Origin of the sequence: Saccharibacillus sp. O23 (assembly GCF_002205895.1) — a bacterium.
Classification (GTDB): domain Bacteria; phylum Bacillota; class Bacilli; order Paenibacillales; family Paenibacillaceae; genus Saccharibacillus.
In genome coordinates this window covers 59,879-80,225 of the sequence record NZ_NJDE01000012.1, presented here as the reverse complement: position 1 = coordinate 80,225, position 20,347 = coordinate 59,879, and the positions used below count along the sequence as shown (strand labels likewise).

Sequence of the window (20,347 nt, the reverse complement as noted above, 5' to 3'; positions counted from 1 at the left end):
TTTTTACACAGCGTTAACAATGTCGTGATATGCTGATGGAGGTCGAAAAAAGGGGTGCCCGCAAGCCGAACGTTGAAGTCCGAAATCCGCAAAAAGACGACGGAAACGGAGAGTTCGGCGGCGGCGCCGATGTTCGAGGCAAACGAAATGGGGGATCGAGCCAATGGCTAGGAAACTGCTCGTTATCGAAGACGAGCCGACGCTGTCCCGGTTGATTTCTTACAATCTGTCCCAGGACGGTTACGAAGTCGTACTCGAGGAGCACGGCACAAGCGGATACGAACGGGCGCGCAGAGAAGCGTTCGACCTGATCCTGCTTGATCTGATGCTGCCCGGCATGAGCGGGATCGAGATTCTGGAGAAGCTGCGCGCTTCCGGCGTGAAGACGCCGATCGTGATCTTGACCGCGAAGAACGCGGAAGAAGACATCGTGCTCGGGCTGAAGCTCGGCGCGGACGATTATATCACCAAGCCTTTCGGCGTATCCGAAATGCTGGCTCGCGTGGGGGCGGTCATCCGCCGCACCTCGGGCGAAGAATCGGAATACGCGGTTCCGGCCGTTTCCGAATCGAAGATCAGTTTGGGCGCGCTTACCATTTATCCGGATAAATACGAAGTGACGCTCGGGCAGCAGGCGATCAATCTGCGGCCCAAAGAGTTCGAAGTGCTGCTGTATCTGGCGCGCAAGCCGGGCGTGGTCATGACCCGCGACGATCTCATGAACGCCGTATGGGGGTTCGATTATATCGGCGGCCAGCGTACGGTCGACGTTCACGTCAGTTCGCTTCGCAAAAAGCTGGAGCTTGATCCGGGTTCGGTGCATATCGACTCGATTCGGGGCGTCGGCTACAAATTGGTGGTCGCGCAAGCCAAGGCGGATTCCAGGTCCTCTTTCTAAAAAGAGGCCGGAGTCCTTTTTTTGTGTCTTTTTACCTAGTGTTAACAGAGCGTTGACCTATGACGAACGGATGCGCGGTATACTTGAAAAAAATAGGACGGGGGATAATCATTCATGTCGGGAACGGCCGTGCTGGAAAAAGAAGAGTTGGGTCTAAAGTCGGTGTCGAACGCAAAGGCGGCAAGCCGATCGAACGAAGCGGAAGAACGGGCAGGGGCGCCCGTGGGAAGTTTCGAATATCGCGAAGAAGGAAATATCGACTTTTGGCTGCCGATAGAGGAACCGATGCAGCGGCCGCAAACCGACGAACCGGCGGGAATCGAAGGCGATTTCGGCGCGGCCGTCCCGAAAAACGGGAGTCCGGCATTGGCGGATTACGGCCGGCAGGCTCCGGCGATCGGGCCGGAGCTGAGCTGTTTCGAAGCGCTCCAAGTGTTCAAACGAGAGCCGGAGGCGCCTTGCATCGTGGTCTGTTCGGCCGAAGAACGCCCTCTTCTGCTGCTGATGCGCGACGCGTTCCACCGCAAGCTGACCGGCCGCTTCGCGCCGGAACTGTTCTACGACCGGACGGTCGTAGAAGTCTTCGGCATGCCGCCTCTGACGGCGGAGACCGGGATGTGCCCGGCCGAACTGATCGACGTCGCGCTGGGCCGCGAAGACGATTCGTTCGCCGACTGCGTGGTGCTTACGGAGGGAGGCTTCTACGCGGGCGTGCTGACGGTGCGCGACCTGATCCGTTTGTCGCGCGATCTTCAGGCGCGCTCCGCGCTCGAGCGGCAGGAACAGATCTCCGGCAGCCGCAGCATATTGAGCCGGGTCTCCGGCTCGCTGTCGGAGATCCATGACGCCGCCGGCGGCGTCGTCCGGGAAGCGGAGCGCATGAACCGCCGGACCGCTGACGGACGCAAGGCGCTTGCCGAAGCGGACGGAGCCTTCGACGAAGCGGCTTCGGCCATCGCCGGTCAGCGCGGCTCGATCGGCGACATGCTGAGCTGCGCGCAGGAGATCGCGCAGGCGACCGGTTCGATTCGCGGCATCGCGGGAACGAGTTCGCTGCTGGCGCTCAACGCCTCGATCGAGGCGGCGCGAGCGGGCGAAGCCGGGCGCGGATTCGCGGTGGTAGCCGGCGAGGTTCGCGCGTTGGCCGAGTCGACCCGCAAGCTGTCGGACGAGATCGGCAGCCTGCTGGAACGCATGAACGTGCTCAGCCGCGGGGCGGCAAGCGGCATGGAAGCGGCCGAAGCGCGGATTCGCGAAGCGGCAGGCCGAATGGGCGCGGCCGACGAAGAGTTCCGCGAAGTGTCGGGTTCGGCCCGAAGTTCGGAAGAAGGCGGGCGGTTTACGTACGGATTGACCGAGACCGCGCTGCGCGAGATCGAAGCCGTGCGCGAAGCGCTGGAACGTTCGTTGAGCGACAGGTAAACGGAACGCGCGGAGCACGGATTCGGCAAATTTTACGCTGCGTTAACAATTCTTCTTAATGGCTTTAACAATAGGCCGATACACTGGCTTGAGGAGAACCGCGAAGGAGACTCAGAAGAATGGAACCGATTATCCGCACCGAAAACTTGGATCTGTATTACGAGCAGTTTCACGCGCTGAAAAGCGTCAATCTCGATATCCCGGAAAAAGCCGCGACCGCCTTCATCGGCCCGTCGGGCTGCGGCAAGTCCACGCTGCTTCGGACGCTCAACCGAATGAACGATCAGATCGCCGGCACGCGCATCGAAGGGCTCGTCTCGCTCGGCGGCAGCGACATTTACGATAAGAACATGGAAGTCGAAGCGCTGCGCAAACGCGTCGGCATGGTCTTCCAGCAGCCCAACCCTTTTCCCAAATCGATCTACGAGAACGTCGCGTACGGCCCTCGCCTTCAAGGCATCAAGAAGAAGGAAGAACTGGACCGCATCGTCGAAGAAAGCTTGAAACAAGCCGCGCTGTGGGACGAAGTCAAAGACTTCTTGAAACGTTCCGCGATGGGATTGTCCGGCGGTCAGCAGCAGCGTCTGTGCATCGCCCGCGCGCTGGCGGTCAAACCCGACGTATTGTTGATGGACGAATCGACTTCGGCGCTCGATCCGATCTCGACGGCCAAGATCGAAGACCTGATCCGCGAGATCAAACATCAATATACGATCGTGATGGTCACGCACAACATGCATCAGGCGGCACGGATTTCCGATAAGACGGTCTTTTTCTTGAACGGCGAAGTCGTGGAAGCGGCGGAAACAAAAACTTTATTTTCCACGCCGGAAGATTCGCGCACCGAAGATTATATTTCCGGCCGATTCGGCTAAACTGAAAATAAAGGAGAGTCGTTTCAATGGTTCGCAGACATGATTTCGATACAGGATTAAATCAACTTCGGGAGCTGCTCATCAAGATGGGCAACCGGATGGACGAAGCGCTCAAAGCCGCGATCGAGTCGCTTAAAACCTCGGACTTGAGCAAAGCCGAAGAGGTCATTCGCAAAGACTCGGAACTGAACGCGCTGGAAGAAGAAATTCTGGAACTGGGCTCGCAGCTCATCATCACACAGCAGCCGGTCGCCAAAGACCTGCGCCGCATCATCGTGGCGTTCAAGATCTCCAGCGATCTGGAACGCATGGGCGATCTGGCGCGCGATATCGCGAGAGTGACGGTCCGCTTGGACGGTCAGGCTGCGGCGAAGCCGTTGGTCGATATTCCGCGCATGGCGGAAATCGCGTCCACGATGATCACGGAGTCGATTCGTTCGTATATGGACGAGAACACCGATCTGGCTTACAAAATGGCGAAAGACGACGACGAAGTCGACGAGCTGTACGGCGCGATGCTGCGCGAACTGTACGCGCTGCTGATCGAGAAGCCGGAGTCCGCTCCGCAGATGATGCTGCTTCAGATGGTCGGACGCTATATCGAGCGGATCGCCGATCATGCGACGAACATCGGAGAAAACGTCGTGTTCTTGGTAACCGGACGCCGTCCGGATCTGAACTCTTAACCGATTCGCCGCGCATAGGCGGCACAGCCCAACGCGTAAACGCGGCTTTGGCCGAACCGAATACCCGTCATGAACCGCCCGCTTGCTTTCCGTCATCCCCCGGAAAGAAGCGGGCTTTTGCTTTGCCGTTTGCGGACCTCGCCCGGATGGGTAATTCATAGAGCGGGCATTGCCCGAACTTGCAGGGAAGGACCGATCGCCCATGACGAATGCCGATCAACCGCTTATACATAAGAAGACGTCCGACGACGAGAACGAAACGGAGCGCGAGTGGATCTGGTATCATTTTGCCGACTACGCGGAAGCCAAAGAACATCCGGACTGCGCGCGGGACCCGGATACGCTGAAATGGCTGCAGGATTGCATGACGCGCACGCATAACCGTACGCTCGCGATCGCCCGCCAACATAACGGCGACAGCGTGCTGAACGGAACGCTTGCGCTCGATATGGCCCCCGACAAACGGGATAACAACCTGCTGCTGCATTATTACGTCAAGCAGGATGTACTGATTCTGATCGGTTCGACCGACGCGGCGCTGACGCGGACGGACGCCGCCGGGCTCAAGGAAGCGATGCTGGCGAGCGAATCGCCGATCGACGCGTTTCTGGTGCTGCTGAGCGAGATTTTGGAATTCTTTTTCGTGCAGTCCGATCAATTCGAGCAGAACCTTCATGCCCTCGAAGAAGAGATGCGTTCCCGCAACGATCGGCGCATCCTGCAGAAAACGATCGATCTGCGCAACGACCTGACGTATTGGAACGCGCAGATCATTCCGATCAAAGAAATCCGGTTCGCCGCCGAAGAAACGTTCCGCGAAGATACCGAACATTCGGATTGCAAACATATTTTGGATCTGCGCCTGCGCCGCATCGACATGCTGCAAAACGAATACGACGACGAGATCGATTCGCTGCTGCGCGTAGACGACAATATCACGAATTACCGCTCCAACGACATCATGAAAGCTTTGACCCTGTATACCGTGCTGCTGACGCCGACGACGGCGCTCGGCGCGATCTGGGGCATGAATTTCGAGCATATGCCGGAACTGTCGTGGCCGCTCGGATACGCGTTTTCGCTGGCGGTCATCGCGGCCGCCACAGGCGCGACGTACTGGTGGCTGAAGCAAAGAGGGCTGACGGCGGATATCCTCGATATGGACATCAAGCCCAAACGGCCGAGCAAACGAAGACGCCGAAACCGGGGAATCCCGAAAGGCCGCTGACGATCGGCGCAGCGGTCCGGCCGATCCCGAAACCGAACGTTCGAGCCGGACGCCGCCGCACGCGGAGTTCGGCTTTTTGCGCGTTTGATGGTATCATAGAGGAACGAAGATTACACCCAAGCGGAGGTTGTGCATGAACAAATTAATGATGATCGACGGCAACAATCTGACCTATCGGGCGTTCTACGGCATTACCGCCCCGTTACAGACGGCCGACGGACGGCCGACCAACGCGGTATACGGATTTATGCTGATGCTGCTTCGGCTGCTCCAAGACGAGAAGCCGACGCATATTCTGGTCACGTTCGACGCGGGCAAAAAAACGTTCCGGCACGACACGTACGGCGACTACAAAGCGGGACGCCAGAAGACGCCGCCCGAGCTGACGACGCAGTTTCCTCTATTGAAAGAACTGATCGAGGCGCTGGGCATCAAGCAGTACGAACTGGACAATTACGAAGCGGACGACATTATGGGAACGCTCGCCGCCAAAGCCGATGCGGAAAAATGCGAAACGGTCATCGTCAGCGGCGATCAGGACGTGCTTCAATTGGCGTCCGAACATGTGCGCATCAACCTGCTCAAAGGTAAAGGCGTCGGCGACGTCCTTCCGCACGGTCCCGAACAGATCATGGAACGTTTCGGCTTGACGCCGGAGCAGATCATCGACCTCAAAGGCTTGATGGGCGATTCGTCCGACAATATTCCGGGCGTGCCCGGCGTAGGCGAGAAGACGGCTTTGAAGCTGCTGCACGAATACGGCAGCGTGGAGAACCTGCTGGAACATACGGACGAACTGAAAGGCAAAATGAAAGAACGCATCGTGGAAAACGCGGACAGCGCGAGACTGAGCAAAAAGCTGGCGACGATCTTCCGCGAAGTCCCGCTGCCGCTGGAATGGTCGGAGCTGGCTTACGCGGGCGCGGATCGCGATACGGCCGTCCCGGTGCTCAAAAAGCTTCAATTCAATTCGTTGATCGAAAAGATTCCGTATGCCGGAGCGGCCGGCGAAGACGAAGATCCGTTCGCGCCGTTCGAGCCGCAGGCGGAAGAACGGCCGGCGCTCGACGTGCGGATCGCGGACGAAGAGAAGCTGGGCGAACTGGCCGAATTTTTGCCGCGGGTCAGCGTGCTTCAAGCGGAAACGCACGGCGATAATCCGCATCACGCGGAGATCGTCGGCCTGACGCTGCACGGCGAAGACCGTTATTATTACGTGCCGTTCGAAGTGCTTCGCTCGCCGAAAGCTTCGCCGATCTTGGATTGGCTCGAAGATCCGGCGTCGCCGAAAAACGGCTACGATCTGCACCGGACGGATCTGGCGCTCTATTGGAACGGCGTGAACTTCGCGGGCGCTTCGTTCGATCTTCAATTGGCGGCGTATCTGATCGATCCGACCGAGACGGCGACGACGATCGGCGGACTGGTCGAGAAGTACGAGCTGCCGAAGCTCGCGGAAGACGAAGAGGTGTACGGCAAAGGCGCGAAATTCGCGTGGCCGGATACCGAGACGTTGGCGAACCATTCGGCGCGCAAAGCCGAAGCGCTCGACGCGATTCTGCCGAAACAGCGCGAACTGCTGGAGAGTTTCGAGATGAACAAACTGTTCTTCGATCTGGAGATGCCGCTCTCGCGCATTCTGGCCGATATGGAGAAACAGGGAATCGCGGTCAATCCCGACGATCTGGAAGCGCTCGGCACCGAATTCGAAGCGGAGATCGAACGATTGAAGAGCGAGATCTACGAACATGCCGGCATGGAATTCAATATCAATTCGACGCGCCAGCTCGGCGAGATCCTGTTCGACAAGTTGGGACTGCCGGCCGGCAAGAAGACCAAGACCGGTTATTCGACCGACGCGAAAGTATTGGAAGAATTGGCGCCGCAGCATGCGATCGTGCGCACGATCTTGCAGTATCGCCAACTGGCGAAGCTCCAATCGACGTATATCGACGGCCTGCTCAAAGAAATCCGCCCGGAAACGGGCAAAGTGCATACGTATTACCGGCAGGCGCTGACCGCGACCGGACGGCTGAGCAGCCAATATCCGAATTTGCAGAACATTCCGATCCGGTTGGAAGAAGGGCGGAAGATCCGCAAAGCGTTCGTGCCGTCGGAACCAGGCTGGACGATCTTGGCCGCCGACTATTCGCAGATCGAACTGCGCGTGCTCGCGCATATCTCGAACGACGAACGGCTCAAAGACGCGTTCCTGCACGATATGGACATTCATACCAAAACGGCGATGGACGTGTTCGGCGTAACGAAAGAACAGGTCGATTCGAACATGCGCCGCTCCGCCAAAGCCGTCAACTTCGGCATCGTGTACGGCATCAGCGATTATGGCCTGTCGCAGAACCTCGGCATCGGCCGGAAACAGGCCGCCGATTTCATCGAGCAGTATTTCGCCGTGTTCAAAGGCGTGCAGCAGTATATGCACGATATCGTCGAAGAAGCGAAGCGGGACGGCTACGTGAAAACGATGCTGGAACGCCGGCGTTATCTGCCGGATATCCATAACCGCAATTTCGCGCAGCGCTCGTTCGCGGAACGGACGGCGATGAACACGCCGATCCAAGGAACGGCGGCGGACATCATCAAGTTGGCGATGGTACAGGTGGATGCCGTGCTGACCGAGCGCAAGCTGAAGAGCCGCATGCTGCTTCAAGTGCATGACGAACTGGTCTTCGAAGTGCCGGAAGACGAGCTGGAATTGATGAAGAAGCTCGTGCCGGAGACGATGGAAGGCGCGCTTAAGCTGTCCGTGCCGCTCAAAGCGGACGTCAGCTTCGGCAATAATTGGTACGAAGCGAAATGATTCGGAAGACTCGCCGGGATCGCCGGCGGTCTTATATAGAAAGGTGATAGAAGCATGCCGGAATTACCTGAAGTCGAGACCGTGAAGCGAACGCTGAATACGCTGGTCGCCGGCAAAACGATCGAACGGGTGACCGTGTCGCTGCCGCGCATCGTGCGGCGTCCCGAAGATCCGGCGCTGTTCGCGGCGCTGCTGGAAGGCCAGACGATTCGCAATATCGAGCGCAGCGGCAAGTTCCTGCGTTTCAATCTGGACGGGTGGGTCATCGTGTCCCATCTGCGGATGGAAGGGCGTTACGGGCTGTACGCCTCGGACGAGCCGGTCGAGAAGCATACGCATGTCATTTTCCATTTTACCGACGGGACCGAACTGCGTTACCGCGACGTTCGGCAGTTCGGGACGATGGATCTGCTGTCGTCCGGTTCGGAGTTCGCCGGAGCGCCGCTGCATAAGCTCGGGCTGGAGCCGCTGTCGCCGGAGTTTACGGCGGACGCGCTCGGCGCGAAGCTTGCGGGCAAGAAAACGAAGATCAAGCCGCTGCTGCTCAATCAGGAAGTCGTAGCCGGCATAGGCAATATCTATGTCGACGAGACGCTGTTCCGTGCGGGAATTCATCCCGAGCGTGCGGCAAACAGCCTGACTCGGGAGGAACGGGAACGGCTGCACCGCTGCATCGTGGACATTCTGACCGAAGCCGTAGCGGCCGGAGGATCTTCGGTCAAGTCTTACGTGAACGGGCAAGGCGAATCCGGTTCGTTCCAAGACCAGCACCGTATCTACGGACGCAAAGGGCAGCCCTGCCATAACTGCGGCACGCCGATCGAACGGACCGTCGTCGGCGGACGCGGCACGCATTACTGCCCGGAATGCCAGAAGCCGGGCGAAGGAGGAACAGGAGCATGAGAATCGGACTGACGGGAGGCATCGCCACCGGCAAAAGCACCGTCTCGCGTTTGCTTGAGGCTAGAGGAGTCAGGATCGTCGATGCCGACGTGATCGCCCGCGACGTGATGAACCCCGGCCAGCCGCTGCTCGCCGCCGTCGCCGCGCGTTTCGGCCCGGAGTTCCTGCTGCCCGAAGGCGGGTTGGACCGCCGCCGGATGGCGGAACATATCTTCAATCGGCCGGAAGAACGCCAAGCGCTCAACGCGATCGTGCATCCGGCGATCCGGGCGGAGATCCGCCGTCAGGTCGACGCGCACGAAGCCGCTGATCCGGAAGCGATCGTCGCGGCGGATATTCCGCTGCTGTACGAATCGGGACTGGAAGATCTGTACGAGAAGATCGTGGTCGTCTACGTGCCGCGGCCTGTCCAGTTAACCCGGCTTATGCGGCGCGACGGCTTGACGCCGGAGCAGGCCGAAGGCCGGTTGAACGCCCAACTCGATATCGAAGACAAGAAGCGCAGAGCGGATTACGTGATCGATAACGCCGGTACGCCGGAAGAAACGCGGCATCAAGTCGATCGGCTGCTGGAGAGTCTGAGGGCGAGATGAGAATAGCGAAAAAAAGGTTTGCGCTCCCTTTGTTCTTGCTCGTGTTAGCGGCTTTGTTTTTCAGCAGCGGATGGATGTCTTGGGTGTATCCGATCGGCTATAAGGAAGAAATTCGCAAACAGTCGGAATCTTACCGCATCGATCCGTTTCTGATCGCTTCGATCATTCGCGTCGAAACGAATTTCCGCCCCAGCAAAGAGTCCCGCGTGGGCGCGCTCGGCATCATGCAGCTTATGCCCGATACGGCCGATTGGGCCATCAAGCAGGGCAAGCTGCCCGAGGCGACGCCCGATCGGATCAAGCACGAGCCGGAAACGAATATCTTGATCGGAACATGGTATCTGCGCAACCTGTCCGACCAATTCGGAGACAACAGCTTGGAGGTCATAGCCGCTTACAATGCCGGCCCCGGCAACGTGAAGAAATGGCTGGACAGCGGATTATGGGACGGAACGCTCGAGAACGTGCGGAATATTCCGATCGGAGAGACTCGGCACTATATACAGCGGGTCGTTTACTATTATAATCAGTATACGAAAGTTTACGAGACGTTCTGAATCGGCAAGCCGCGCAGTTAACGGCCTAGTCCAGGAAGAACGGAAGTCCGTCGAGAGGAAGTGAAGCAATTGAAATGCCCTTATTGCGACTACAGCGGTACGCGCGTGCTGGATTCGAGGCCGGCCAACGAAAACAAGTCGATCCGCAGAAGGCGGGAATGCGAGAGCTGCGGCCGACGGTTCACGACGTTCGAGATGGTGGAAGAGACGCCGCTGATCGTGATCAAAAAAGACGGAAGCCGCGAAGAATTCAGCCGCGACAAGATTCTGCGCGGTCTGATCCGTGCCTGCGAGAAGCGTCCGGTATCGGTCGAACAGCTCGAGACGATCGTGTCCCGGGTCGAACGTTCGCTTCGCAACACTGCCGTGGCCGAGATCGAGAGCCGCAGCATCGGCGAGCAGGTGATGCAGGAATTGTATCCGGTGGACGAAGTCGCGTACGTACGTTTTGCTTCGGTATATCGGCAGTTCAAAGACATCAACATGTTCATGAAAGAACTGAAGACGCTGCTGTCCAAAGACGGCGAGATCGAAAGTTGATCCGATCGGCGCGGTCTTCGCGTAAAAGCAAAAGCCTGTTTTCCCTTTTCGGGAAAGCGGGCTTTTTTGCTGTCGGCAGCCCGTAATGCGAGAACGAAAAGGCCGACCGTGCTATCGATTTTCGAACAGATTTCGAAAAAAGGGTTTACAGTACTAGTGTATCGGTGTACTATACAAATATAACACTAGTACATGGAGGGATCACGCATGACGACGACGCAATCGGGCAAGCCCGCGCAAGCCGGAGGTGAAGAACCGGTACTTCGGCTTCGGGATGTCAGCAAGACCATAGGCAGGAAGACGATCGTGGACAAGCTTTCTTTCGACGTCAGACGCGGCGAGATCGTAGGACTGCTGGGACCGAACGGAGCCGGCAAGACGACGGCGATCCGCATGATGACCGGTCTGATCAAGATCAGCGAAGGCGATGTTCGTATCGCCGGACGCAGCATCCGGAGCGACTTCAAGGACGCGATCGTGCAAGTGGGAGCCATTATCGAAAACCCGGAATTCTATCCGTACATGAGCGGGTACGACAATCTGAAGCAGGCCGCAAGAATGACGGATTCGGTGACCGAAGAACGGATTGCCGAAGTGATCGCGCTGCTGGGCCTTCAAGAAGCGCTGCACAAAAAAGTCAAAGCCTATTCGCTCGGCATGCGTCAGCGGCTCGGAATCGCGCAGGCGCTGCTGGATCGGCCTAAGCTGCTGATTCTGGACGAACCGACGAACGGCCTCGATCCGGCAGGCATTCGGGAAATGCGGGATTATCTGAAGAAAATCGCGTTCTCCGAAGGGATCGCCGTCCTCGTGTCCAGTCATCTGCTGTCGGAGATCGAGCAGATGTGCACGCGGGTCGTCGTGATCCAAAGCGGCCGCTTAGTAACCGAACGCGCGATCGGCGCCTCGGGAATCGGGCAGGAACGGCCGGAACTGCGCGTTCGGGTCGATCGGCTCGGCGAAGCGAAGCAGGTGTTGGAACAGTTGGACGGCGTGGAAGTAAAAGAGACGCGCGAAGCGGAACGCGAAGTGATCGTCTTGGCGGCGGACGGAGAGATGACGACGTTGATCGACGCGCTCCGCGGCGCGGATATCGCGATCTACCGGATTTCGGAAACGAAAAAATCGCTGGAAGACGAATTCTTGCAATGGACGGGAGGCAATCAAATTGCGTAATTGGACAAGATTGGTGCAGAACGAATGGCTGAAACTGACGAAAAAAAGAAGCTTCTGGGTACCCGTCGCCATGATGGCCGCGATCGCCGCCCTGATCACGTTCATGCTGTACAAGTTCTCGTCGACCGTCTCCGAGCTCGGCTCCGGCGCTTCTTATCTGGCCGGAATGTGGGGCGCTTCGGGAATGGGGCAATTTATCGCGATTCTGTCGATCGTCGGCACGGCGGGGATCATCGCGCAGGAACACGCGCAGGGCACGATCAAGTTTCTGCTGATCCGCTCGCGAAGCCGAGGCGAGATCTTCGCCGCGAAATACGCGGCCGTGCTTCTCTACACGCTGATGATGATGTTGGTCGCCGGAGCGGCGCTGTACGTATCGGGCGGTCTGGCGTTCGGCTTCGGCAGCACGGGCGAACAATGGTTGAACGCGCTGAGAGAAGGCGCGTACGGATTCGTCTATTCGACCGTATACGCGACGATGGCGTTCATGATCGGCGCGCTGACCCGTTCGACGGGCGTGGCGATCGGCGTAGGGCTGGCGGGAACGATGTTCGGCGGTCTGATGGTCTTCAAAGATTTCTACAAATACGTGCTGTTCCCGAACGCGAATCTGTCCGTGTATTCGACGATGGGCCCGCCGCTTCCGGGCATGTCGGTCGGATTTTCCTTGATCGTGCTGGCCGTATACATGGCGCTGTTCTTGGCCGCGGGGTATACTGTGTTCAGACGCCGGGACATGGCCTGATCGAGCCGAATGAGGAGCGTTTCAGCGTTCCGGCACGGGGAAAGGTGTGAACGTCAGACGTGACTATCGAATTCGACAACAATCTGCCGATTTATCTGCAGATCATGAATTACATCAAGCTGCAGATCGTGACGGGCAAGCTGGGTCCCGGAGAGAAGATTCCTTCGGTGCGCGATCTGGCCGCCGAACTGAAGATCAATCCGAATACGATTCAGCGTACGTTTCAGGAACTCGAACGGGAAGGCGTGGCGGAGAGCCGACGCGGCCTGGGCCGGTTCGTGACAAGCGAGGATGAGAAGATTATGGCGATCAAAAAAGAGATGGCTGCCGAACTGCTGGAACGTTTTATCGGCGGAATGAGGGAGCTGGGATTCGACAACGACAATATCGTGAAGATCGTGGCGGAGTCGGTAGAAGAGGTCCGGTCCGAAGAAGGGGGAAGTTCGCGTGGCACCACTGCTTGAATTCGAATCGGTGAACAAAACGTACGGCAAAAAAGCGGCGCTTCGCGATATTGCGCTGACGATCGAACCGGGACGCATCGTCGGCCTGCTCGGCAGCAACGGCAGCGGCAAGTCGACGCTCTTGCGCCTCGCGGCAGGCTTGAACCGGCCCGATTCCGGAAAGATCCGCGTTCTTGGCCATGAGCCGGGCAAAGCGTCGAAAGCGCTCGTCTCGTTCATGCCGGACCGGCCGCAGTTCGAGAAATGGATGACCGTAGGCGAAGCCCTCGATTTTCAACGCGATTTCTTCGCCGACTACGATCCGGACAAATCGAAACGGATGTTGGAATTCATGAAGCTGTCCCGACGGGATAAAGCTTCGACTCTTTCCAAAGGCATGCAGGAACGTTTGCAGTTGACGCTCGCCTTGTCGCGCCGCTCTTCGCTCTACTTGCTCGACGAGCCGATCGGCGGCGTCGATCCCGTGGCGCGGGACCATATTCTCGACGCGCTGGTGGAATTTTACGAAGAAGACAGCAGCGTGATCGTCTCGACCCATCTGATCGCGGATATCGAGCGGATCTTCGACGAAGTGCTGATGATTCGCGACGGAAGCCTGCTGCTTCAGCGCGAAGTCGAGCAGCTTCGCATGGAGTCCGGCAAAAGCGTCGACCAGTTGTTCAAAGAGGTGTATGCCGAATGTTGAAACTATTGAAATACGATGTGAAGCGGGATATGTTCATGCTGATCGGAGGAGCGATTGTTCTGATCGTCGCGCTGCTGGTGATCGAAATCGGCGGCAGGCAGATCGGTCTGGGCCTCGACGGCGCGGCCGTATTAAGTCTCGTTACGTATACGATCTTCGCATTGCTTATTCTGATGGGGGCCTGCAACGCTTTCCGTCTCAATATCCGCTCTATCGGCCGCAGGCTGATTCCGCTCGGCAGCCTGCAGTACGTCGGCGCGTCCTTGTTGTATGCCCTGCTGCTCAATGCCGTAATGCTGGTGATCGGCGGGCTGCAAATTCTGTATTACGACGCGAACGGCACGTTGGAAAAGCTGATTCAGACAGGGATCGTCAAGATCGAGTGGTACTCGCCGCTTCCGCTGCCGATCGGCATCGCGTTCATCCTGCTCTGGGGAAGCCTATTCCTGCAGACGATGCTGCTGCTGGTCATGTCGGTGATGGAAAGCCTCAATGTCAAAGGACGCGCTCTTATCGCGCTCGGCATGGTTCTCGTGCTCAGCAGTTTGATTTCCGCGGCGGAGAACAGCTTTTTCGGCGGTCTGGGCAGCAGTCCGTTAACCGGCTTTCGCGCGGACAATCAATCGAGCATCACGATGCCGGGCAGCGAATCGGCGGCAGGCGTGTCCGTTTATTTGTTCGAACTCGTCGTCATCGTATTGTTCGTATGGGCGACCGCCCGAATGATCGACCGCAAAGTGCGAATCGAATAAATTTTTCCAAATAAAAAACGCTTTTCGTCTCCTGAGGGATTCGAAAAGCGTTTTTTGCGTTAATCGTAAAGAGTGCAAATAAGAGCAATAAAAAACATCTTTCCCGGTTGATTTCCATCGGAAAAGATGTTATACTAATAGCTGTCCGTAATTTAGTTATTATAAACAAATATATTAAAATCATAGCACGGATTGATTTTATTGTCAAATCCTTTTTACGACGAATAAAATGATGATATTTAGGGAGTCAGACCTCAATTTCTGTTGGGAAGGGGAAACTATATATGGATCGAAACCTGGAAACCGAATCCGCTCAGATTCCGGAAGAGGCCGTTCTAACCGGCGCGGGAAGCGACGACTCCGTACGGATGTACCTGAAGGAGATCGGGCGCACGCCCCTTCTGTCCGCGAACGAAGAGATTTCTCTTGCGGAGCGTATCGTGCAAGGAGACGAAGAAGCGAAACGCCGCTTGGCCGAAGCGAACCTGCGTCTCGTGGTCAGTATCGCCAGACGTTATGTCGGCCGCGGCATGATGCTGCTTGACCTGATTCAAGAAGGCAATATGGGCTTGATCAAAGCCGTAGAGAAATTCGACCACACCAAAGGCTTCAAATTCAGTACTTACGCGACTTGGTGGATTCGCCAAGCCATTACGCGCGCGCTGGCCGACCAAGCCAGAACGATCCGCATTCCCGTGCACATGGTCGAGACGATGAACAAGTTCATGAGAGTCTCGCGTCAGATGCTGCAAGAACTGGGCCGCGAACCGTCCGTCGAAGAACTCGCCAAAGCGATGGAGATGACGGAAGAGAAAATCCGCGACATCATGAAGATCGCTCAAGATCCGGTCTCGATCGAGACGCCGATCGGCGACGAACAGGATTCCAAGCTCGGCGACTTCATCGAAGACAAAGAAGCGATCGCGCCTTCGAAGTTCGCGGAAGCGGGCCTGCTGCGCGAGCAGTTGGAAGAAGTTCTCGATACGCTGACGGAACGCGAAGAGAACGTGCTGCGTTTGCGTTTCGGCCTTGAAGACGGACGCGCCCGCACGCTCGAAGAAGTGGGCAAAGAGTTTGGCGTCACCCGCGAACGGATTCGTCAGATCGAAGCGAAAGCGCTCCGCAAGCTGAGACACCCGAGCCGCAGCAAGATTCTCAAAGGTTACTTGGAATAGGAAATCGCGCTGCTTTCGCAGAGCGTTCAAGACCGAAATCGAAAGCCCGAAGAGGCTTTCTTTTTCGGTCTTTTTTTGCGTGCGAGTCGAAAAACGGAGGCGGCGGCCGCAAGAAGGTTGCGAAAGGTGCAGAAATGTTGGAGATGTAACATAGGCTCGGCGAGACAGAGGCATTTACAATAATAGGGAAGGCACTTCATTCTCGGGGAGGGGAAGATTTGAACAAAAAAGCATGGGGAATCAAAGGGGGCCTGCTCGCGTTATGCGCGGGTCTGATGTTAAGCGGGTGCGGCGGCGGAGCAAGCGGCGAAAAAACGGCGGAGAGTTCCGATACGCCGACTGTTGAAAACGCATACAAAGAAAAATACGATCCGCCGGTAACGCTCACCACCGCATGGGGCATCAATCCGATCGCCAAATTCAAGAACGGCGAAAGCATCGAAAACAGCGTGGCGACCAAATGGGCGAAAGAGAAGTTCGGCATCGAGATCAAGTCGCTCTGGTCGGTGACCGATACCAACGGCGCGTTCGTCACCAAGATGAGGCTCGCCATGTCGTCCGGTCAGGAGATGCCGGAGATCGTAACGGTCGGCGACGATCTGCTCGCGCAGGATCTGATCGATTCCGGCATGTATCAGGAAGCGGGACCTTTGTTCGACAAATACGCTTCGGATACGTGGAAAAAAGCGATGGAGCTGGACCCGAATATCTGGAATCCGTATACCCGCGACGGGAAGCGCATGGGCATTCCGATTCTGGACTACGCTTATAACAACGATTATCTGCTCTGGATTCGTCAAGATTGGCTCGATAAGCTGAATCTTCAAGCTCCGAAAACGATCGACGAGCTGGAGAAAGTCATGGACGCGTTCAAAAATCAGAATCCCGACGGACTGAAGCCGGATCAAGTCATCCCGCTCAGCCTCGGGTTCAAGACGTCGATGAACACGTGGATGGGCGATCCGTCTTGGATCTTCGGGGCTTACGGCACGCTGCCGCAGCAGTGGAACCTGACCGCGGACGGCAAGCTGGAATACGGTTCGGTCAATCCGGCGATGAAGCAGGGCTTGGCGAAACTGAACGAATGGCATGCCAAAGGGTATATTCCGGCGGAAGCGGCGCTGTGGGACGAGAACAAGACGTCGGAACCGGCGGTCGCGGGCACGGCGGGCATCATACCCGGTCCGTATTGGATGAGCGGCTGGCCGCTGCAGGACACCGCCAAGAACGTGCCGACCGCCGTGTGGAAACCGATCATGATTCCGACAGGACCGGACGGCACCGCCATGCGCCACGGCACCAAGTTCTCCAACGGCGTCATTTTGATCAAAAAAGACATGAAGCATCCCGAAGCCTTTTTCACGTACCAGAATTATTTGTTCGACAATTATGCCGATCCGAAGCCGGGCAGCCCTTACGATTACGGTCTGTTCGAAGGTTACGATTACAAGCTCGACGACAAAGGCCGGCCGATTCCGGGCGAGCAGATCGACGGCGGTTACGTGAACGTGACCTTGTATCTGCTGGTGCACGACGGGGCGCGTATTCCGGATGCCCAGATGAAAGCGTTGATGAATCTGGCCGACGGCAAAGAACCGGTCACGAAGCTGGAGAAAGACGTCGCGCTCAACTACGGCAAAGAAACGCCGGCAGCCGCCAAAATCCTGCTCGCTCAAGAAGAGATTTCGAAGAAAAATCTGTTCACGGGACCGACGACCGCAACCATGAAGTCTAGGCTCGATTACTTGAACAAGATGGAAAATCAAGTGTTTAACGAGATCATCTACGGCAAAAGTTCCATGGACGCGTTCGACGCGTTCGTGAAGTCGTGGAATTCGGGCGGCGGAGAGAAGATCACGCAGGAAGTGAACGCTTGGTACGACACGGTCAAATAACAACGGGAGCGGAGGAATCTTGTTTTGCATAAAGCCGATCAACCGATGATTTACGGGATGGATGTTTCTTTTCTGGACGAGATCGAGCACGGCGGCGGCCGCTATTACGACGAAGCCGGACGCGAGCGCGATCTGCTGGAATTATTGAAGGAAAAAGGCGGGAATGCCGTCCGGCTGCGCATTTGGAACGATCCGGCCGGCGGATTCTGCAACTTGGAACGGACCGTTCCGATCGCCAAGCGCATCAAAGCGCTGGGTATGGCTTTTCTGCTCGATTTCCATTATTCCGACAAATGGGCCGACCCGGCGAACCAATGGAAACCGGCGGCATGGGAAGCTCTGTCCGGCGCTGAGTTGGAGCAGGCGGTCTACGATTATACGGCCGAAGTCTTGGCGGCGCTTGCCGAAGCCGGCGCTCTGCCGGACATGGTACAGGTCGGCAACGAGGTCACGCCCGGCATGCTGTGGGATAACGCCAGAGTCGGCGTCGACGAATTCGATACCGACGAGAATTGGGCGACGTTCGCGAATCTGGTCAAACGGGGCATCGAAGCCGTTCGCGCGGCGAGCCCGGATATTCGGATCATGATCCATATCGACCGGGGCGGCGACAACGCGTCCAGCCGCAAATTTTTCGATCGTTTCGAGCAGCTCGGCGTCGAATTCGACGTGATCGGGCAATCGTTCTATCCGTGGTGGCACGGCACGTTGGGAGATCTGCGCGATAACCTGAACGATTTGGCCGTGCGTTACGGCAAACCGATCAACGTGGTCGAAACGGCTTATCCGTGGACGCTGGAAGAGCCGGAAGGTTATCGCTGGGTGATGAACGGCAAGGAAGAACTGCTGCCGCTGCCGGAATATCCGCCTTCTCCGCAAGGCCAGCAGCGATATCTGGAAGATCTGATCGCGATCGTGCGCGAAGTGCCGAACGGACTCGGCGAAGGTTTCTATTATTGGGAACCGGCTTGGATTCCTTCGCAGCCGACCTGGTCGGTCGGGCATCCGAACAATTGGGCGAATCTGACGATGTTCGACTTCGAAGGAAAAGTGCTGTCTTCGTTCGCGGCTCTGTCCGGGCAGCCGGCCAAATAAGAGCGAATCGCCGTCCGGAAACGTATCGCGGGATCGCGCGAACAACGCTGCCGGACGAGCTTGCGGAAATCGGGAGGATGACGATGGAAAAAAGAAAATCGACGAAACGCGCGATGCTGATACTGCTCTGCGCCGCTTTGCTGCTCTGCACGTGGGGCGCGGCCGCGCCGAACACCGCTTCGGCCGCCGCGCCCGCGTTTGCCAAAGGCGCGGACATCAGTTGGGTCGCCGGTCTGGAAGCGCAAGGTCAGACGTGGAAAGACAAGAACGGCAAACAAAAAGACGTTCTGCAAATTCTTCGAGACGATTATCAGATCAATTCCGTGCGCATTCGCGTCTGGGTCAATCCGAACATGAGCGATTACAAAAACGGCTACCTGAACGCGGAAAAAGCGGCCGATCTCGCGGCGCGTGCCAAAAATCTGGGCATGAGCGTCATGCTCACGCTGCATTACAGCGACTCTTGGGCCGATCCGGGCCAACAGACCAAACCTTACGCTTGGCAGAACTTCAACTTCACCCAATTGATGGACGCGGTATGGAGCCATACGGTCTACGTCATGAACACGATGAAAAACAAAGGCGTGACGCCGGATTGGGTGCAGATCGGCAACGAAACGAGCGACGGCATGCTGTGGCCGGACGGCCGCGCTTCGCAGGGCGGGATGAAGAATTACGCATGGCTGGTGAACACGGGCAACAACGCCGTGAAGTCGGTCAGCAGCAGTACCAAGACGATCGTGCATCTGGCCAGCGGCCACGATTCGGCGCTGTTCGAATGGAATATCGGCGGCCTGATCGCCAACGGCGCGACGTTCGATATGGTGGCGATGTCGCTGTATCCGAGCACGAGCGATTGGCAGACGAAGGTCACCCAAGCGGTCGCGAACGCCAATAACGTCATCGCGAAATACAACAAAGACGTCATCGTGTCGGAGATCGGTTTGGAGTATAACCAAGCCGCGACGACCAAAAGCTTTATCTCCGATATTAAGCAGAAAATTCGCAACATCTCGAACGGCCGGGGCAAAGGCGTGTTCTACTGGGAACCGGAAGCGCCTCCGGGCTACAACGGCGGCTACAACAAAGGCGCATGGGGCACGGACGGCAAACCGACGCAGGCGTTGGAAGGTTTCTTGAATTAAGGTTTTATGAACTAAAGGTTCTTGAACGGATGAAGCAAAAGGACTTCCGCATGAGCGGAAGTCCTTTTTGATTAGAGCGCGTCTGCAAACTTAGCCTCAGATCCCGCAAAATTTGCACCGGTTCGCAGGGAATGCTGACGGTAGGCCAAGGCTGCTGCGGAAGCAGGTGTAAGCAGAGCCCACGAGCAGAAGCCGCACTTCATTCGGACTTTATTTCGTGAGATCGGCGAACGAAGCCTGCGCGGCGCGGGCCAGTCCTTCGGGAGACAGCTTCATTTGCAGGCCGATCTTGCCCGCGCTGACGGCGATATGTTCGAGCGTCTCGCCGCTTGCGTCGATGAAGGTCGGGAAATGTTTTTTCATGCCGATCGGCGAGCATCCGCCCCGGACGTATCCGGTCCATTTTTGCAATTCTTTGAGCGGAAGCATTTCGATTTTCTTTTCCCCGGCCGCTCGGGCGGCTTTTTTGAGATCCAGTTCGTCTCCCACCGGAATCGCGAACACGAATCCGTTCGGACCCGAGTGGGCGACGAGCGTTTTGAACACCGTTTCCGGGGCCAATCCGACTTTCTCCGCGACGGCCGTGCCGTGAATCAGACCGTCTTCGTTATCGTAACTCAGCGTTTCGTAAGGGATGCTCAGCTCTTCGAGTTTGCGCATCGCGTTCGTTTTATGGATTTTCGGTGCTGCCATGA

At 57.2% G+C, this 20,347-nt stretch carries 20 protein-coding genes; 19 read left to right on the top strand and 1 reads right to left on the bottom strand.

Going from position 1 to position 20,347, the window contains the following annotated elements; translation table 11 throughout:
* The first annotated feature begins 163 nt into the window (after positions 1-163).
* The 19 genes from CDO73_RS16655 to CDO73_RS16565 all read left to right on the top strand — a co-directional run bounded on the left by CDO73_RS16655 (position 164) and on the right by CDO73_RS16565 (position 19,652).
* Complete coding sequence (locus CDO73_RS16655; protein ID WP_088489658.1) at positions 164-898, top strand: response regulator transcription factor; 735 nt, start codon at positions 164-166, stop codon at positions 896-898.
* A 114-nt stretch (positions 899-1,012) separates the two neighbouring features.
* Positions 1,013-2,320, top strand: coding sequence for a methyl-accepting chemotaxis protein (locus CDO73_RS16650; RefSeq protein ID WP_088489657.1), 1,308 nt, complete (start codon positions 1,013-1,015; stop codon positions 2,318-2,320).
* Between the two features lie 119 nt (positions 2,321-2,439).
* The gene (gene pstB, locus CDO73_RS16645) at positions 2,440-3,195 is read left to right on the top strand and encodes a phosphate ABC transporter ATP-binding protein PstB (protein ID WP_088489656.1); all 756 of its coding nucleotides are present in this window, start codon (positions 2,440-2,442) and stop codon (positions 3,193-3,195) included.
* A 26-nt stretch (positions 3,196-3,221) separates the two neighbouring features.
* Positions 3,222-3,881 carry a phosphate signaling complex protein PhoU gene (phoU, locus tag CDO73_RS16640; protein WP_088489655.1) on the top strand — a complete coding sequence of 220 codons (660 nt, stop codon included), beginning with the start codon at positions 3,222-3,224 and terminating at the stop codon, positions 3,879-3,881.
* 202 nt (positions 3,882-4,083) lie between these two features.
* On the top strand, positions 4,084-5,109 hold the full coding sequence (locus CDO73_RS16635; protein WP_088489654.1) for a magnesium transporter CorA family protein: 1,026 nt from the start codon (positions 4,084-4,086) through the stop codon (positions 5,107-5,109).
* Between the two features lie 133 nt (positions 5,110-5,242).
* Entirely contained in the window at positions 5,243-7,927 is a 2,685-nt protein-coding gene (gene polA / locus CDO73_RS16630; protein WP_088489653.1) for a DNA polymerase I, read from the top strand.
* 54 nt (positions 7,928-7,981) lie between these two features.
* Positions 7,982-8,830, top strand: coding sequence for a DNA-formamidopyrimidine glycosylase (gene mutM / locus CDO73_RS16625; protein WP_088489652.1), 849 nt, complete (start codon positions 7,982-7,984; stop codon positions 8,828-8,830).
* Positions 8,827-9,423: a dephospho-CoA kinase gene (gene coaE / locus CDO73_RS16620; RefSeq protein WP_088489651.1), complete on the top strand. Its 597-nt coding sequence runs from the start codon at positions 8,827-8,829 to the stop codon at positions 9,421-9,423. The genes mutM and coaE overlap by 4 nt, the downstream gene beginning before the upstream one ends.
* On the top strand, positions 9,420-9,980 hold the full coding sequence (locus CDO73_RS16615; RefSeq protein ID WP_088489650.1) for a lytic transglycosylase domain-containing protein: 561 nt from the start codon (positions 9,420-9,422) through the stop codon (positions 9,978-9,980). Before coaE ends, CDO73_RS16615 begins: the two co-directional genes overlap by 4 nt.
* A 69-nt stretch (positions 9,981-10,049) precedes the next feature.
* Complete coding sequence (gene nrdR, locus CDO73_RS16610; protein ID WP_088489649.1) at positions 10,050-10,520, top strand: transcriptional regulator NrdR; 471 nt, start codon at positions 10,050-10,052, stop codon at positions 10,518-10,520.
* 207 nt (positions 10,521-10,727) lie between these two features.
* Complete coding sequence (locus CDO73_RS16605; protein ID WP_256972728.1) at positions 10,728-11,696, top strand: ABC transporter ATP-binding protein; 969 nt, start codon at positions 10,728-10,730, stop codon at positions 11,694-11,696.
* Positions 11,689-12,441, top strand: coding sequence for an ABC transporter permease (locus CDO73_RS16600; protein ID WP_179218727.1), 753 nt, complete (start codon positions 11,689-11,691; stop codon positions 12,439-12,441). Before CDO73_RS16605 ends, CDO73_RS16600 begins: the two co-directional genes overlap by 8 nt.
* A 59-nt stretch (positions 12,442-12,500) precedes the next feature.
* Complete coding sequence (locus CDO73_RS16595; protein ID WP_088489646.1) at positions 12,501-12,905, top strand: GntR family transcriptional regulator; 405 nt, start codon at positions 12,501-12,503, stop codon at positions 12,903-12,905.
* Positions 12,889-13,590 carry an ABC transporter ATP-binding protein gene (locus CDO73_RS16590; protein ID WP_088489645.1) on the top strand — a complete coding sequence of 234 codons (702 nt, stop codon included), beginning with the start codon at positions 12,889-12,891 and terminating at the stop codon, positions 13,588-13,590. The genes CDO73_RS16595 and CDO73_RS16590 overlap by 17 nt, the downstream gene beginning before the upstream one ends.
* Positions 13,584-14,342 (top strand): hypothetical protein, encoded by a 759-nt coding sequence (locus CDO73_RS16585; protein ID WP_088489644.1) that lies wholly within the window; start codon positions 13,584-13,586, stop codon positions 14,340-14,342. Before CDO73_RS16590 ends, CDO73_RS16585 begins: the two co-directional genes overlap by 7 nt.
* Positions 14,343-14,626: 284 nt before the next feature.
* Positions 14,627-15,517 carry an RNA polymerase sigma factor RpoD gene (gene rpoD / locus CDO73_RS16580; RefSeq protein WP_088489643.1) on the top strand — a complete coding sequence of 297 codons (891 nt, stop codon included), beginning with the start codon at positions 14,627-14,629 and terminating at the stop codon, positions 15,515-15,517.
* 275 nt (positions 15,518-15,792) lie between these two features.
* Positions 15,793-17,412, top strand: a complete 1,620-nt coding sequence (locus CDO73_RS16575) for a type 2 periplasmic-binding domain-containing protein (protein WP_088489680.1) — start codon at positions 15,793-15,795, stop codon at positions 17,410-17,412.
* 24 nt (positions 17,413-17,436) lie between these two features.
* A complete protein-coding gene (locus CDO73_RS16570; protein ID WP_306437531.1) occupies positions 17,437-18,507 on the top strand; it encodes a glycoside hydrolase family 53 protein in 1,071 nt (356 codons plus the stop codon).
* A gap of 83 nt (positions 18,508-18,590) precedes the next feature.
* Positions 18,591-19,652 (top strand): glycoside hydrolase family 53 protein, encoded by a 1,062-nt coding sequence (locus CDO73_RS16565; protein ID WP_256972727.1) that lies wholly within the window; start codon positions 18,591-18,593, stop codon positions 19,650-19,652.
* Positions 19,653-19,862: 210 nt separating this feature from the next.
* Here the strand turns inward: CDO73_RS16565 and ybaK are convergent, their stop codons facing one another.
* Positions 19,863-20,345 (bottom strand): Cys-tRNA(Pro) deacylase, encoded by a 483-nt coding sequence (gene ybaK / locus CDO73_RS16560; protein ID WP_088489642.1) that lies wholly within the window; start codon positions 20,343-20,345, stop codon positions 19,863-19,865.
* Between the last annotated feature and the right edge of the window lie 2 nt (positions 20,346-20,347).